The sequence below is a fragment of the Pantoea sp. RIT413 genome, assembly GCF_003057675.2.
Classification (GTDB): domain Bacteria; phylum Pseudomonadota; class Gammaproteobacteria; order Enterobacterales; family Enterobacteriaceae; genus Pantoea; species Pantoea eucrina.
Genome location: NZ_QBJB02000026.1, coordinates 1 through 14,359, shown reverse-complemented (window position 1 = coordinate 14,359; position 14,359 = coordinate 1). Strand labels below are relative to the sequence as shown.

Here is a 14,359-nt window from a genome sequence, read left to right as displayed (position 1 = left end):
ATGTTAAAGCTATTAGTTTTGTTTCAATAATATATTGGCATAAAGGGTTTACTTCGCAATAGTAATTATTTAAACCCTCTAAAACGGAAACAATGGCTGTTGTTCCAGAGCCACAAAATGGATCTAAAATTGTTTTGGCTTTAGGAGCAAATCGTGAAATCAAGCATTTCACAAATTCGGGAGAATAACCCTCTAAATATGGGTACCAATCATGCATTGGACTACCTTTGCCACCGCTAAAGGTTGATTGCAAACGCATAAATGATTTTTCATTTTTCTGATTCACAAATTTTTTTGCCAAAATATCTTTTATAAATGTTGACTTGCCTACATTCTTTTCATTTGCGATTGTTTCTAGTTTTTCATATGATTGTATGTTAATCATATCCCTCAGGGTGGCTGAACTTAAATGTTTGATATTATTGTATAAATTATATTCACTTTCAGAGAAAGCAATCGTAATCCCAGTCTTGTTAGCCGAGGAACATTTGTAATCTGAAAAGTAAATCTTCTTAGAAATCTGCATGTTAATTCATATCGTTGTGAAGAGTGTAACTAACATAGCATATGGGTAATGTGTTTTGAAGATCCAATCTGTAATTGAAGCGTTTTTGAAGGTAGTGATAATCAATTAAAACATAAATAATTCAGTAGGTTAACTGAGAAAAGATATTGTTTTTAATGCTATGTATCTCGCTTTACATGCAATTGCAAAGTTGATGAGTGGTGCTCATAATACTGTTCGATTATCATCAATCGGGACTGATGGTATCAATGATGGTATTATGTCCAATGTAGTAAATTTTAATCTATTAAGATCATAAGGATAGTTGCGATGTTCGAGTCCGGCCTTCGCACCAAAGGTTACAGCTAAGTCGCTCATGAGCGGCTTTTTTTGTGTCTGGAATTTGGCATCTGCTAGGTCTTCGTCGGTTTTCCTCCCGCCTTAAATCTGTCTGGTTTGAGTTATTTCGGTTTAATGATCTTTGTATCTGACATTAAGGCATATCAAAATGTCTTTGCTGAAAAAATTTGGGGATTATGTATTTAGTACAGCACATTAAAATCAACGAAAACTTAAGAATTAATCAGTTGATGTGGCGCTGTACGTTGCCCGTGAAGACGCAGGAAGCTAAGATAAAAGCTTATAAGCCATCAGCATATGCACAGGCTACACATCGACAGACCAAAATCCAATGATGAATAAATCTAATTTTAAGTTCCTGAAAGGTGTTAACGATTTTACTTATGCCATCGCCTGTGCGGCGGAAAATAATTATCCGGACGATCCCAATACTACACTGGTTAAAATGCGTATGTTTGGTGAAGCGACGGCTAAACATCTTGGCCTGCTGCTAGGTATACCGACATGCGAGAGCCAACACGATCTCCTGCGTGAGCTGGGCAAAATTGCGTTCGTTGACGACGCTATCCTATCTGTATTCCACAAGTTGCGCCGGATTGGTAACCAAGCGGTTCATGAATACCATAACGATCTCGACGATGCACAGATGTGCCTGCGGCTCGGCTTCCGTTTGGGTGTCTGGTATTACCGACTGGTCACTAAGAATTATGACTTTCCTGTGCCTGTTTTTGTGTTGCCGGAACGTGGCGAAAATTTTTATCACCAGGAAGTGCTGACGCTGAAACAGCAGCTGGAACAGCAATCACGTGAAAAAGCGCAGAGTCAGTCAGAGCTGGCAGCCCAGCAGCAAAAATTGCTCTCTCTGAACGGCTATATCGCTATTCTGGAAGGGAAGCAGCAGGAAACAGCACCACAAACGCAGGCACGACTTGCGGCGCTGGAAGCCCAGTTAGCTGAGAAAAATGCAGAACTGGCTAAACAGACCGAACAGGAACGTAAGGCATACCAAAAAGAAATTACCGATCAGGCCATCAAGCGTACGCTCGAACTCAGTGAAGAAGAGAGCCGTTTCCTGATTGATGCACAGCTGCGTAAAGCAGGCTGGCAAGCCGACAGCAAAGCTTTGCGCTTCTCCGAAGGCGCGCGCCCGGAGCCGGGAGTTAATAAAGCTATTGCTGAGTGGCCAACCGGTAAAGATGAAACGGGCAAGCAGGGCTTTGCGGACTACGTTTTATTTATTGGCCTTAATCCCATCGCAGTAGTAGAAGCGAAGCGTAAGAATATCGACGTTCCCGCCAAACTCAATGAGTCCTATCGCTACAGTAAATACTTCGATAATGCGTTCTTGCGCGATACGTTGCTGGAAGAGTACGCGGCAGAAGACGTGCACGAAGCGGTGCCGCTATATGAAATCAGCTGGCAGGATACCAGCGGTGAACAGCGCTTTAAAATTCCCTTCTGCTACTCCACCAACGGGCGCGAATACCGCGCAGCGATGAAGACCAAAAGTGGCATCTGGTATCGTGACGTCCGCTACACCACCAACATGTCAAAAGCATTACCGGAGTGGCATCGCCCGGAAGAGCTACTGGATATGCTTGGCAGCGATCCGCAGAGGCAAAATTTGTGGTTTGCTAATAATCCGGAGATGAGCGAACTGGGCCTGCGCTATTATCAGGAAGATGCTGTTCGGGCGGTAGAAACTGCCATTGTGAATGGGCAGCAGGAGATCCTGCTGGCGATGGCGACCGGTACCGGCAAAACCCGTACCGCGATCGCTCTGATGTTCCGTCTTATCCAGTCCCAGCGTTTTAAGCGCATTCTCTTCCTGGTGGATCGCCGTTCTCTGGGTGAGCAGGCGCTGGGCGCATTTGACGATACGCGTATTAATGGCGACACCTTTAACAGCATCTTTGATATCAAAGGGCTGACGGATAAGTTCCCCGAAGACAGCACTAAAATTCATGTAGCCACGGTTCAGTCGCTGGTCAAACGCACTTTGCAATCGGACGAACCTATGCCGGTTGGCCGTTACGACTGTATCGTCGTCGATGAAGCACACCGTGGCTACATTCTTGATAAAGAGCAGACTGAGGGTGAACTGCAATTCCGCAGCCAGCTTGATTATGTCTCAGCTTATCGCCGTATTCTCGACCATTTTGATGCTGTGAAAGTCGCACTGACCGCCACACCCGCGCTGCATACGGTGCAGATCTTTGGCGATCCGGTTTACCGTTACACTTACCGTACCGCGGTCATCGACGGTTATCTGATTGATCAGGATCCGCCGATTCAGATCACCACCCGCAATGCAGAGGATGGCGTTTACCTTGCTCAGGGTGAGCAGGTAGAACGCATCAACTCGCAGGGTGAAGTGATTAACGATTCCCTGGAAGACGAGCAGGATTTTGAAGTCGCCGACTTTAACCGTAAGCTGATTATCCCTGCGTTTAACCGCGCCGTCTGTAATGAACTGACGGACTATCTTGATCCCACCGGCTTGCAAAAAACGCTGGTGTTCTGCGTTACTAACGCTCATGCCGATATGGTGGTGGAAGAGCTGCGCGCTGCGTTTAAGAAAAAGCATCCGCAGCTGGAGCACGACGCGATTATCAAGATTACCGGCGATGCCGATAAAGACGCACGCAAAGTGCAGACCATGATCACCCGCTTTAATAAAGAGCGACTGCCGAATATCGTCGTCACCGTTGATCTGCTCACCACCGGCGTGGATATTCCGTCAATCTGTAATATCGTTTTCCTGCGCAAGGTACGCAGCCGCATTCTGTACGAACAGATGAAAGGCCGTGCAACGCGTCTGTGTCCGGCGGTGGCGAAAACCAGCTTCAAGATTTTCGACTGTGTCGATATCTATAGCTCGCTGGAAAGTGTCGATACCATGCGCCCGGTGGTTGTCCGTCCTCAGGTCGAACTGCAGACGCTGGTCAATGAAATCACCGATTCCGAGACTTACAAAACCATCGAGGCGGATGGCCGCAGCTTTGCCGAGCACAGCCATGAACAGCTGGTCGCCAAACTGCAGCGTATTATTGGTCTGGCCTCGTTCAACTGCGATCGCAGCGAAAACGTAGATAAGCAGGTGCGTCGTCTTGATGAACTCTGCCAGGACGCGGCGGGCGTTAACTTCAATGGCTTCGCTTCGCGTCTGCGTGACAAAGGATCGCACTGGAGTGCTGAAGTTTTCAATAAACTGCCCGGCTTTATTGCCCGACTTGAGAAGCTAAAATCTGACATCAATAGTCTGAACGATGCGCCAATCTTCCTCGATATTGACGATGAAGTGGTAAGTGTTAAGTCGCTCTATGGTGAGTACGACACGCCGCAGGATTTCCTTGAAGCTTTTGATGCTCTGGTGCAACGTTCCCCGAATGCGCAGCCCGCCCTGCAGGCAGTGATCAATCGTCCGCGCGATCTTACACGCAAAGGACTGGTCGAACTGCAGGAGTGGTTTGATCGCCAGCACTTTGAGGAATCTTCCCTGCGCAAAGCGTGGAAAGAGACGCGTAATCAGGATATCGCTGCCCGCCTGATCGGCCATATCCGCCGGGCAGCGGTGGGTGATGCGCTGAAGCCGTTCGATGAGCGAGTCGAACATGCGCTGGAGCGCATCAAAGGCGAAAACGACTGGAACAGTGAGCAGTTAACCTGGCTCGACCGTTTAGCTACGGCGCTGAAAGAGAAAGTGGTGCTTGACGACGATGTTTTCAAAACAGGCAATTTCCATCGGCGTGGCGGCAAAGCGATGCTGCAAAAAATCTTCGACGATGATCTCAACAGCCTGCTCGATAAGTTCAGCGATTACATCTGGGACGAGCCTGCTTAACGCGTTATCATCCCCGGCAATGTCATCATCTGCGGCCCTGAACAGGGCCGCAGTCTATTTATGGAATACCCAATGAACAATAACGATCTGGTCGCGAAGCTATGGAAGCTCTGTGACAACCTGCGTGACGGCGGCGTTTCCTATCAAAACTACGTTAATGAACTCGCCTCGCTGCTGTTTTTGAAAATGTGTAAAGAGACCGGTCAGGAAGCGGACTACCTGCCAAAAGGCTATCGCTGGGATGATCTGAAATCCCGTATCGGGCAGGAACAGCTGCAGTTCTACCGTAACCTGCTGGTGCATCTGGGCGCTGATAACCAGAAACTGGTGCAGGCGGTATTTCAGAACGTCAACACCACGATCACTCAGCCTAAACAATTGACCGAGCTGGTCAGCAATATGGATTCGCTGGACTGGTATAACGGTGCGCACGGAAAATCCCGCGATGACTTCGGCGATATGTACGAAGGGTTGTTGCAGAAGAACGCTAACGAAACTAAATCCGGTGCCGGTCAGTACTTCACCCCGCGTCCGCTGATTAAAGCCATCATCCACCTGCTAAAACCGCAGCCGCGTGAAGTGGTACAGGACCCGGCAGCGGGTACGGCAGGTTTTTTGATTGAAGCCGATCGCTATATTAAGTCGCAGACTAATGATCTCGATGATCTTGATAACGATACGCAGGATTTCCAGATCCATCGTGCCTTTGTGGGCCTGGAACTGGTACCGGGCACCCGTCGTCTGGCGCTGATGAATTGCCTGCTGCACGATATCGAAGGCAACCTCGATCACGGTGGCGCGATCCGCCTGGGTAACACGCTGGGTAGCGATGGTGAAACCTTGCCGATGGCGCATGTGGTCGCGACTAACCCACCGTTTGGCAGCGCGGCGGGAACCAACATCACCCGTACTTTCGTTCATCCGACCAGCAACAAACAGCTCTGCTTTATGCAGCATATCGTTGAAACCCTGCTTCCGGGCGGCCGTGCGGCAGTGGTGGTGCCGGATAACGTACTGTTTGAGGGTGGCAAAGGCTCCGACATCCGTCGTGACCTGATGGATAAGTGTCATCTGCATACCATCCTGCGTTTGCCGACCGGCATTTTTTACGCCCAGGGCGTGAAGACTAACGTGCTGTTCTTCACCAAAGGCACTGTGGCAAAACCGACTCAGGATAAGAACTGCACCGATGACGTGTGGGTATATGACCTGCGAACCAATATGCCGAGCTTCGGCAAGCGCACGCCGTTTACCGAGGAACATTTACAGCCGTTTGAGCGCGTATATGGTGAAGACCCGCACGGCTTAAGCCCGCGTAGCGAGGGTGAGTGGAGCTTTAACGCCGAAGAGACGGAAGTAGCCGACAGCGAAGAAAACAAAAACACCGATCAACATCTGGCGACCAGCCGCTGGCGCAAATTCAGCCGCGAGTGGATCCGTACGGCGAAATCCGATTCGCTGGATATCTCCTGGCTGAAAGATAAAGACAGTATTGATGCCGACAGCCTGCCGGAACCGGATATTTTAGCAGCAGAAGCGATGAGTGAGCTGGTACAGGCGATGGGCGAACTGGATGCGCTGATGCGTGAACTCGGTGCGAGCGATAAAGCCGATGCGCAGCGTCAGTTGCTGCAGGAAGCATTTGGTGAGGTGAAGGAATGAGTGAAGGGAAACTGCCGGAGGGGTGGGTTCCGTGCAAACTCGGTGATACCCTGTTAAAAATCGTAGGAGGAGGAACGCCGAGTAAAGCGATTCCCGAATATTATCGGGGTGATATTCCGTGGATGAGTGTCAAGGATATGAATAAGCATACCCTTATAGATACTGTCGATCACATTACTCCAGATGCAGTTAAAAACAGTAGTACCAACATCATACCGGCGGGCGTACCAATCATAGCTACCCGTATGAGTTTAGGCAAAGTTGTAACTGCATCTTTTGATTCAGCAATAAATCAAGACTTAAAAGCATTATTTCTAGCCAACGGTATAGAGCGTAATTTTTTCATACATTGGTACCGAGCACAGGCTCAACTGATTGAAAGTTTAGGAACGGGAACAACTGTTAAAGGGATTCGGCTAGAGGTATTAGATTCGCTTGCAATGAATCTTCCACCACTTGCAGAACAAAAAATCATCGCTGAAAAACTCGATACGCTGCTGGCGCAGGTAGACAGCACCAAAGCACGTCTTGAGCAAATCCCCAAAATCCTGAAGCGTTTTCGTCAGGCGGTATTAGGTGCAGCGATGAACGGAACATTAATGGAGATTCATGAAAGCAGACCTCATCCTTTATGTGATCAATGGCAATGGCCTGGAATACCATCAACATGGTCTGTCCTGACATACTCAGAACTTGTCGATAGCAGACTTGGTAAGATGTTGGATAAAGTGAAAAATACTGGAGTTCCAATAAAATATCTGGGAAACGTTAATGTTCGTTGGTTTAGTTTCAACTTAAAAAACCTTCAGGAGATTTTGATATCCGAAAGCGAACTCAATGAACTCAATCTCAAGAAAAATGATGTTTTAATATGTGAAGGTGGTGAACCTGGTCGCTGTGCTATTTGGTCCGGAGGTGAGAGGGAGGAGGTTATTTTTCAGAAAGCACTACATAGAGCCAGAGTTAGCGAAAAAATAACACCTGAATGGTTAGTTTTGAATTTAAAAAATGATTCAAATAATTTAATGTTATCCCAACTTTTTACTGGGACAACAATTAAACACCTTACTGGAAAGTCTCTTGCTAAGTATCCTTTAAGAGTTCCGCCAGTTGACGAACAATACGAAATCGTCCGCCGCGTAGAACAACTCTTCGCTTACGCAGACACCGTTGAAAAACAGGTCAACAACGCGCTTGCCCGCGTCAACAACCTGACACAATCGATTCTGGCGAGAGCCTTCCGGGGCGAACTCACTGCCCAGTGGCGGGCAGAAAACCCGGAATTAATCAGCGGAGAAAATAGCGCCGCCGCGTTGCTGGAAAAAATCAAAGCCGAACGGGCAGCCAGCACAGGTAAAAAAGCCTCGCGTAAAAAACCCTGATCTTTATTTTTGCGCACCTTGCTGGTGCGCTTTTTATTATTTCCTGCCAGCTAAAGCGTAATTTTTATATTCAAATGATTTTATAAATAGCTTTTTTTGCACTATTTCATACTGGACTTCCTGTCTCTTTCCTGATGATATGTACAGGTATTTAGCGCGGCGCGGATGTGCGCCAACACACCCGCGCCGCTAATCACAACTACTATTTAGAAGGAATAGTAATCATGACTGACACGCATTCTATTGCACAACCTGCTGAACCAGAAGTCCTCGCGGCAAATAATCGCCAAATAACCGTTGGCTATGCGAGCCGCTATCCGGATTATCGTCGGACTCCTGCCATCACTATGAAAGGACAATGGCTGGAAGAGGCTGGTTTTGCCAGTGGTACGGCGGTTGAAGTGAAGGTAATGAAAGGCTGCATTGTGCTCACCGCCCAACAGCAAGAGTCTGAACTCATGCAGTCGCTGCGTCAGGCGTGCAAGCTGTCGGCGCGGAAACAAAAGCAGGTGCAGGAATTTATTCGGGTCATTGTCGGTAAACAGAAAGTCGTCTGAATAAGTAACCGCTCCCGGTATCGCATCGGGAGCGGTTAACTATCACGAAGCGATTACCTCCGCCAGCACATCGGTTGCTCAGTACTCTTCGCTGTTGGCCACGTTCCCCTCCTTACAGGCCAGCGCCATATTGCCTGACTGGAAAGAAAAATTGTATTCGAAATCAAAGTGATACCACTTTGATGCAAAGTTAATGCGCCAGTACTTTACTCATTCATACTCATCTGAATTTGTTGCTGTTACCGTTAAATGAATAGTGACTTGATTAAGATTATTCCGATAAGATGTATTAGCCTCATTTCTAAATCGCCCTACACACGGAGTATGTGATGGTTCAGGATCCCGCTGCATTAGCCCCTTTCTTTCATTTTCATATAGCAACAAATAATCAATATAACCCTGGCTGGAGAGAGCCCTATCGTCAGCTGGTAGAAAAGATTCAGGCCGAAAAACCCAATTTCTCGGCGGATACGATCCGGCAGATTTGGTATGAACGCGACAACGGTATCTCCAGTCTCAGGCAGGGTGGCATGTCTCTGGCTGAATTCGAAAATGCGAAGGAGGAGTTGTTCAATCTTACCTGTCAGATTGCGAAAGGATGCACGCAGGAGAATTATGAACAAGTGATTAATCGCCTGATTCAACTGAAAACAAACGGAGTATTAAAAAAGGTTTACCGGGCACTGTGCCATCGTGCCTTTGCTGCGTTCTACCCGACGCAAATTACCAGCGTTGTGAATACCAGCAACTTTTTCAGCTGCTACAACTATTGTAATAACCATTTTCAGCTTGATCTCCCTCAAGGGCAGGAGTGGTTCGCCAGCAATATAGTGCTGAAAAAAACCTTACATCAGGCGCTGGGGGATGATGTTGACCCTATTGAACTGAATATGTCACTCTGGCATCTCTATGAGCAGGTGATCCCCAGGAAGAATGATATTGCCTCTATTGGCAGCGAGGCTGCTGTGATCGATGACGATCAGGACGAGGAGATGGCCACTCCACAACTGCCTAAAAATACCATCCTCTACGGCCCTCCAGGCACCGGTAAAACGTACCGTACTATCGATTTGGCTGTCCGCGCTTGCGAACCTGCAGCTTATTCACAGCAGTTAGGTAAAGATGAAAGCGAAAGACGTCGCGAGCTGAAAAAAATTTATGACCGTCTGGTTGCTGAAAAACGTGTGCGCTTTATTACCTTCCATCAAAGTTTTGGCTATGAAGAGTTTATCGAGGGACTAAGAGCGGAAACCACCGAAGATGGTGACGTCAGCTACGAAATCAAACCGGGCATTTTTAAGCAGATCTGTGAAGATGCTACGTTTGGACACGCCGGGGTTCAGCAAAAGCTTGATGATGCACTAATCCGTCTGCAAGAGCGTCTGGCTGAAGAGGGAAGCATTACCCTGAAAACGCAGCATGGTAAGGCCTTTCAGCTGGCTTACAAACTCAAGACCTGCTTTGGCATTTTTCCGTTGCAATCGAAAAAAGCGGATTTAGGGAAAGGTTACAGTGCTTACCTTAAAGATATTCGCCTGATGTACCAGGACTCGCAGGTAAAAGTACACAACCCGTCCTATGTGCGCAGCATTCTTCATCACCTGATTGAAAAAGAAAAATTACCTTCACATTCACAGGGACCGGAACCGGAAAAGCGGCAGAACTATGTCCTGATTATTGATGAGATTAACCGTGGCAATATCTCCAAAATCTTTGGCGAACTGATCACGCTGATAGAGACGTCTAAACGTGCCGGAGAGCCAGAGGCGTTAAGTGTAATGCTACCTTACTCTTCTGATACGTTTAGCGTACCGAACAACCTTTATCTGATTGGCACCATGAATACCGCCGATCGTTCGCTTACCGCACTGGATACTGCCCTGCGTCGTCGATTCGAGTTTCAGGCCATGCTGCCTGACACCGATGTTCTTAAAGATACCGTTGTTAAAGGTATCGACCTGAAACGTCTGCTGCAGACCCTGAATGATCGTATCCAGGTACTGTATGACCGTGAGCATACCCTGGGCCATGCCTTTTTCATTCCGGTTGTTCAGGCGAAAGATGACGAGGACCTGGCATTTAGGCGGCTCAAACGGATATTGCGAAACAAGGTGCTGCCGCTGCTGGAAGAGTATTTCTACAACGACTGGCAAAAAATCCGCATGGTGCTGGGCGATAACCAAAAGGATAACAAATCTCATCTTCAGTTTGTGCGCGAGGTAAAAGACCAGAAAAAGTTTGCTGATCTCTTTGGTCAGAGCGGGACCGATGAACTGCATGAGATCGGTGCCAGTTTCCAGCTTACTCCTGAAGAAGACGAAGTCTGGGACAATCCGCTGGCCTGGCAACAAATCTATGTTCCACATAAAGAGGATGCGGAGCCGGGGAAATGAGTTCGCGGCAGCGTTTTACAGTCTTTGAATATGGATATCTGGTCAGTGACAAAGACAGCGGGCGCGTAAATTATGCGCTCGCACTACCTGCACATCTGTTCGGGTGGCTTGAACAGCGCTGCCTGAGTGATGATGCGGATAATACCCATCGTCTGCTCACCCTGCGCAGTCAACGTGGCGTGAAAACGCTGCAGGTAAAAAACTATGCTGGCGTTATCTCTCTTCCGGGGAATGCGTTTATCGAAGTATTGCCTAAAACCGGGCGACATGATGATAACGTTGACACTGCACGCCGGCAGCTTTTAATGATGCTGCGTACGCTAAAATCCTTTCGTCATATTGCCACGTCCGTATCCAGTGTCAGAACCTCGAAAATGCCGCTGATGGATATTTTTATTCAGCAGTTTATCGATAGTGTGCAGCAGATTGTGAGGAAGGGGCTCAAGCGCGACTATATACGCCAGCAGGATAATCTCCCCTGGATGAAAGGAAAGTTAAGGGTCTCAGCGCAGTTAAGTAAAAACTGCGTGCGTCGGGATCGTTTTCAGGTGGAGTTTGATGAATACAGCGCCGATCGTCCTGAAAACCGGATACTCAAAACTGCGATTGATAAAATCTATCGGCAGGTCAGTAACCCTCAATTACTTCTGCAAATTAACTCCCTGAAAATGTATTTTGACGACATTACATCTGTCGGTGATGTCAATGTTGCCTTCGGCCAGGTACGTCTCGACCGGCATATGAACCATTATGAACATGCGCTGGCATGGGCGAAGCTGATTCTTCTGGGGCAGTCGCCTCACTGTATGCAGGGTGATGCTAACGCAATTTCACTACTTTTCCCTATGGAAGCTGTGTTTGAATCTTTTGTAACTGCATGGATGCGTCATCATTATAACGATAACTGGCATGTAAAGGCTCAGGTAGATTCGCATACCCTGGTTCATCTTAATGGCAAAGGTGTATTTAAGCTCAAACCCGATATCTATCTGCAACCTCGCAGGGAGTATGAGAAACAGGCGATGATTTGTGATGTTAAATGGAAAATGGTCGAAGGCGGAAAGGCGACACTCGAACAGTCGCAGACTGACCTTTACCAGATGCTGGCCTATGGCGTTAACTATCAAAAAGGAGCAGGAGATATGCTGCTGATTTATCCTTCACATGAGGGTTTTAAACAGCCGTTGCCTCATCCCTATGAATTCAGCCATCAACAGGAAAACCCGCTGCGTTTATGGGTAGTGCCATTTTTCATTGGTCACAGTTTGCAAAGTTCTGCCCTGCGTTTTCCTGAGGGGAAAAGCCTGATTTAAAATTCCTGCTTTTATCTTTCCCATAGTTAGCCATATTATTGACAGGTAATATCCTCGCAACAATGCGGCGATGTTCACTTTTTTCTGAGTGGACATCGCTGCGCATTTCTTGCTGGTTTACTTTTTGGTTTCCGCCTGTGGTAATTTTTCAAGTGTCAGCAGTTCCTGACTCTTTACCCTGCGGCATCGGGAAACTGCATCCTGAAGCCTGCTGCGAACACTATCATCATAGTCGGTATCCAGGAGTTGATATTGAAGGCTATCTTTATATGATTGAATAATATTCAGCGGACAGATCAGGCGTATGTCTCCGAGCGAATAAATTTTTACCGCCTTAAGCAGGTAGTATTTTTTATCTGAAGATCGTTCTTCCTGCCAGGCTGAATCTCTGAAATATTCAGCAGGATAGGATGCGGACGGGACGCCATAAATATGAGGGGCCAGATCCATTATCCCGGACGTTTTAAGGAACATCGTTAGTATCAGAGCAGGTACCATATGCACAAATGTAAAAATGATAAATAGTATTCCAGCCATTATTCCACCAGTCACTGTTACCTGATGCAATAAGGTAGTTCGGGATCTTAATCTGAGGAACGCAACGCCAGGTATCAATGAGAAAACAATCAGAAAAATAGACAGTGATATTACCGTCAGCGCCTGCCAGAACTCGTTTGTCCCTTCCGGGAATTCCAGGGTGCGAAGAAATAATTCAAGAGGGAAAATATATATACAGGCTGCAAGAGAGAAAAGAGTTGGCTGTAAAACATGCATGAAAAGAAAGCTTTTTATCTTCTTTCTCTTATTTTCCGTGCTTACCTGTCTGTATGTTATTGAGCCATTGAACCACAGAGAAAGTGTAAAGCTGCAAAGCCAGATAGTACTTAACTGAAGGAATACATTCTGTGCAACTTCTCTTTCTGAGTTACGCATGAGAAAGAAATAGCCAAAAATTATTAGCGTTGATAATAGCGAGGTCAGAAGAATTATTTTGATATTGTTTTCTGTCAGTTCGTCACGAAAACGACTTTCCCCCTGATAGTTGAAAATAAAAAGTCCGGTCAGCAGCGAGGGCATAAATAATACAATGCAAAAAAGAAGCATGCTGACACAGGCAAAGACCATCAGGTAACCAAACAGTGATGAGAAAGAGATGCTGTCAAAAAATAGTCCGGTTTGACCGATACGTGCAAGGTGCGACCATACGAAGAGCGCTGCAATTGACGTTGACGCAAATGCGGGTGTAAGGATCGTTAAAAACCAGGCGCGCAGTTTTATAAATCGCTTGTTGATTCTGTTATTTTCCATATTCTGATACCCAACCAAATCTTGACATTTTTTATTTTTAATCAATGTATTACAGGCATGGCGCATTAAGGCCTTGCCGGGTGATTGTCTCCGGTTGTTGCATTTGATGAAAGCAAATCTGCCTGCCTGAATCCTGCATGCAAAGCTATATACATTTTTTGCTGATGTGGCATTACATACCCCGCAGACGTCTTTTTATATGAACTTCAGTTTGCGGCTACAGGCGCTGTTAGCAACATACCGCTACTCTCCGGATACCCCATACGCCTCCCACAGCAGAAAGCCACAAACCTGATCCGGATCAAAAAAAGCCGCTTTTTCTCTTTGCCGCGCTGCGCTTTTAAGAATCTGTTAAGAACCCGCCGTATAATAAGCGCTTTACTCTACCTTCAGGATGAAACCATGAAAAAAATAGTGATTGCACTGATTACCCTGACAGCAGCGCTCTCTGCCACCGCCGCGCAGGCTGCCGGCGGTTGTCTGCAAAAACAGCAGTCGATCCAGCAGGAGCTGGAGATGGCGCGGGAATCTGGTAATAAGGCGCGCATCAACGGGCTGGAGAAAGCGCTGCGTGAAAATCAGCAGCACTGCACCGATGCGGGCCTGCTGCAGGAGCGTCAGGAGAAAGTGGCGGAGAAGCAGCAGAAAGTGGCTGAGCGCGAAGCGGATTTGCAGAAAGCGCAGGCCAGCGGCCGCCGCGATAAGATTGAAAAACAGCAGCGCAAGCTCACTGAGGCGCGTGAGGAGCTGGCTGACGCGCAGGCGGAACTGAGCCGCTAAGCACTCAGCGGCAGAGGCGACATCTGCGCGTCTCAGCCGCTGCAAAAATTCACTTCTCCTGCCTGCAAAAAATCCTCACACTGCTGCTTTATTCTGATGGAAAACATGGCATGAAGATACGGTTGCTGCTGGCGCTCCCTCTGCTTAACGCCCTGATGATACCGGCGATAGCTGAAGAAGGCGTCTCGTTTGCGCATAAAGAGTGGGAACTGGCGTGCGATAACACGCTGACCTGTCGTGCGGCGGGCTACAGCG

The 14,359-nt window shown here is 47.5% G+C and carries 9 protein-coding genes and 1 pseudogene; 8 read left to right on the top strand and 2 right to left on the bottom strand.

Features of this window, described 5'->3' with window-relative positions; all coding sequences use genetic code 11:
* Window positions 1-526, bottom strand: a 526-nt coding sequence (locus DBY66_RS17615; RefSeq protein ID WP_146745191.1) for a DNA methyltransferase, incomplete at its 3' end; no start/stop codon positions are given.
* Window positions 527-1,196: 670 nt separating this feature from the next.
* On the opposite strand from DBY66_RS17615, the gene hsdR reads away from it, so the two are divergent.
* The 6 genes from hsdR (at window position 1,197) to DBY66_RS17585 (ending at window position 12,016) form a co-directional block, all read left to right on the top strand.
* Window positions 1,197-4,709: a type I restriction-modification system endonuclease gene (hsdR, locus tag DBY66_RS17610; protein WP_108570376.1), complete on the top strand. Its 3,513-nt coding sequence runs from the start codon at window positions 1,197-1,199 to the stop codon at window positions 4,707-4,709.
* Window positions 4,710-4,781: 72 nt separating this feature from the next.
* Complete coding sequence (locus DBY66_RS17605; protein WP_108570375.1) at window positions 4,782-6,371, top strand: N-6 DNA methylase; 1,590 nt, start codon at window positions 4,782-4,784, stop codon at window positions 6,369-6,371.
* A complete protein-coding gene (locus DBY66_RS17600; protein ID WP_108570374.1) occupies window positions 6,368-7,753 on the top strand; it encodes a restriction endonuclease subunit S in 1,386 nt (461 codons plus the stop codon). The genes DBY66_RS17605 and DBY66_RS17600 overlap by 4 nt, the downstream gene beginning before the upstream one ends.
* Window positions 7,754-7,977: 224 nt before the next feature.
* The gene (gene symE / locus DBY66_RS17595; protein WP_108570373.1) at window positions 7,978-8,310 is read left to right on the top strand and encodes an endoribonuclease SymE; all 333 of its coding nucleotides are present in this window, start codon (window positions 7,978-7,980) and stop codon (window positions 8,308-8,310) included.
* A 329-nt stretch (window positions 8,311-8,639) separates the two neighbouring features.
* The gene (locus tag DBY66_RS17590; RefSeq protein WP_108570372.1) at window positions 8,640-10,703 is read left to right on the top strand and encodes an McrB family protein; all 2,064 of its coding nucleotides are present in this window, start codon (window positions 8,640-8,642) and stop codon (window positions 10,701-10,703) included.
* Complete coding sequence (locus DBY66_RS17585) at window positions 10,700-12,016, top strand: McrC family protein (protein WP_108570371.1); 1,317 nt, start codon at window positions 10,700-10,702, stop codon at window positions 12,014-12,016. The genes DBY66_RS17590 and DBY66_RS17585 overlap by 4 nt, the downstream gene beginning before the upstream one ends.
* A gap of 117 nt (window positions 12,017-12,133) precedes the next feature.
* On the opposite strand, the gene DBY66_RS17580 is transcribed toward DBY66_RS17585, so the two are convergent.
* The gene (locus DBY66_RS17580; RefSeq protein WP_233499598.1) at window positions 12,134-13,390 is read right to left on the bottom strand and encodes a hypothetical protein; all 1,257 of its coding nucleotides are present in this window, start codon (window positions 13,388-13,390) and stop codon (window positions 12,134-12,136) included.
* 336 nt (window positions 13,391-13,726) lie between these two features.
* Here DBY66_RS17580 and DBY66_RS17575 point away from each other — a divergent pair, with 336 nt between their 5' ends.
* Together DBY66_RS17575 and DBY66_RS17570 are read left to right on the top strand one after the other, a co-directional pair.
* Window positions 13,727-14,104, top strand: coding sequence for a DUF1090 domain-containing protein (locus DBY66_RS17575; protein ID WP_108570370.1), 378 nt, complete (start codon window positions 13,727-13,729; stop codon window positions 14,102-14,104).
* Between the two features lie 110 nt (window positions 14,105-14,214).
* A pseudogene (locus DBY66_RS17570) lies at window positions 14,215-14,359 on the top strand (DUF1176 domain-containing protein); the annotation flags it as partial.